A 2333-nucleotide genomic window follows, 5' to 3' on the forward strand; every position below is an offset into this window, starting at 1 on the left:
ACACCGCGGGCACGGGCCCGCTGCCCGTGCCCGCCGCCGGGCGGGGCGAGGCCGCCGCGCCGGGCGGAGCGCTGCCCCCGCTCACGGGCAGGCGGGACATCGCCCGCGCCGTCGTACGGGACGCCGTACGGCATGTGGTCTTCACCCAGCCGCCCGGCGCGGACGCCGAGACGTCGGCGCTGCTCGCGCTGTTCGCCCGGTACGGCTGCCGGGTCTGGCTGGTGGACGGCGGCGCCGCCGCCGGAAACCTCTGGCGCCGGGCCACGGGCCACGACCACCTCTGGGGGTTCTCCGTACGGCCGCTGCACAGCGCCGGGCACCGGCCCGTCGCCCGTGCGGTCAAACGCGTCATCGACACCGCGCTGGCCGCGCTCGCGCTGGTCTTCGCCGCACCCGTGATGGCGGTGTGCGCGCTGGCCGTGCGGATCGCCGACGGGCCCGGCGTGATCTTCCGGCAGGAGCGCGTCGGGCTCGACGGAGAACCGTTCACGCTGCTGAAGTTCCGCACCCTCTGCCCCGTCGACGAGCATGAGTCCGCCACCCGCTGGAACGTCGCCTTCGACCGGCGGATGTCCACCACGGGCAGTGTGCTCCGCCGGACCTCGCTCGATGAGCTGCCCCAGCTGTGGAATGTGCTGCGCGGCGATATGAGCCTGGTCGGGCCGAGGCCCGAACGCCCCTACTTCGTGGCCCGGTTCAGCCGGGCCCACCCCGGCTACCAGGCCCGGCACCGGATGCCCGCGGGCATCACCGGGCTCGCCCAGATCCACGGACTGCGCGGCGACACCTCCATCGAGGAACGGGCCCGCTTCGACAACCACTACATCGAGACCTGGTCGCCCTGGCAGGACGTCTGCATCCTGGCGCGCACCGCGGCCTCGCTGTTCCGGCTCGGAGGCAGCTGAGCATGACGGTGATGTGGGGGACCGGGGTCCTCGGGGCCGACCGGAGCGGACGGGGTCCCGCCGGTGCGGAGGCCGCCTCCCGGCAGGCGGCGGCCTTCCGCCGGGAGGCGACCTCCCGGCGGCCGGCGGCCGGACGCTGGCTGCCGCTGCTGCCGCTCATCGCGACCGTGCTGCTGCTCGCCGCCCCGCTGCCGGAGGGGACCGAGGCGGGCACCGGCGGGATCGCGCCCGCCGACCTCGCCTCCGCCGCACTCGTCCTCTTCTGTCTGGCCCGGGCGGCGCGGGCCCGGCGCAGACCGCTGACCCCGGCCGCCGCGCTGGTCTTCGCCCTCCCGGCGGTCGCCGTCGCCGTCACCACGGTGACCGCGGCGGACCCGTCGGCCGCGCTCCCCGGACTCATCCGCTATCTCCAGGTCTTCGTCCTGGTCCCGGTCGCCGTGCTGCTGCTCATCAGGGACGCCCGGGACTTCCGCGTCATCGCGGGGTGCCTGGTCGTGCTCGCGCTGGCGCAGGGCGCGATCGGGGTGCGCCAGTACGCCACCGGGACCGGCGCGTCCTACATGGGCGAGGACATCCGGGCCGTGGGCACCTTCGGCCCCACCGACGTCATGGGCATGGCCACGGTCGTCGCGTACGGACTGCTGGCCGCCGCCGCGATCGCGCTGCGCCCGCCGCCGGGCACGCCCCGGTGGCTGCGGCCCGCCGCGGTCGTCGCGGCCGGAGCGCTGGTCGTGCCGCTCGCGCTGTCCTTCAGCCGGGGCTCGTGGATCGCGACCGGGCTGGCCGCCCTGGTGATGATCGCGCTGACCGGGCTGCGGCAGGCGGTACGGGCGCTGGCCGTGCTGACGGCGGTCGCGGTGGTGCTCGTCGGCGGCTTCGGCGTCGGCTCACAGCTGATCTCCGAGCGCCTGAGCAGCATCACCCGGGTGACGGCGGCCCCCGACCGCTCGGTCAGCGACCGGTACACGATGTGGGCCGCGGCCGTGAGCATGTGGCGGGAGAAGCCGGTGACCGGGGTGGGGCCGAAGGGCTTTCCCGCGCACCGCGACGGCCACGCCTCCATCGGGCTCTCCTCCGGCGGCGACACGGCGGGCGCGGGCCATGCCTTCCTCCGCCAGCCGCTGCTGTCGCCGCACAACATGTATCTGCTGATCCTCAGCGAGCAGGGGCTGATCGGGGCCGTCGCGTTCACGGGCAGCTGGGCGGCGATCCTCGCCCGCGGGGTGAGCGGGCTGACCCGCTCCCGGCCGCGCCCCGCACGGCGGCGGGCCGCCGACTGCGGGCTGCTGGCGGTCGCGCTGACGCTCTGGCAGACGGTCGACTTCCTGTACGCGGACATCGGCGGCCCGTCGACGGTGCTCACCGGTGTGGTGCTGGGCCTGGGGGCGTGGTGGGCGCTGGCCGCGCCCGGCTCTCCCGTACGCGATG

The 2333-nt window shown here is 75.8% G+C and carries 2 protein-coding genes; both read left to right on the forward strand.

The genetic code is table 11. The features are described from left to right. Window positions 1–905 (forward strand): exopolysaccharide biosynthesis polyprenyl glycosylphosphotransferase (locus tag FF041_RS27465; RefSeq protein ID WP_228388663.1); only part of this gene is annotated, 905 nt, incomplete at its 5' end. Window positions 906–907: 2 nt separating this feature from the next. Then, window positions 908–2333: O-antigen ligase family protein (locus FF041_RS27470; protein ID WP_228388664.1), on the forward strand; the 1426-nt coding region annotated here is incomplete at its 3' end.

The organism is Streptomyces jumonjinensis (assembly GCF_009600885.1).
Classification (GTDB): Bacteria; Actinomycetota; Actinomycetes; order Streptomycetales; family Streptomycetaceae; genus Streptomyces; species Streptomyces jumonjinensis.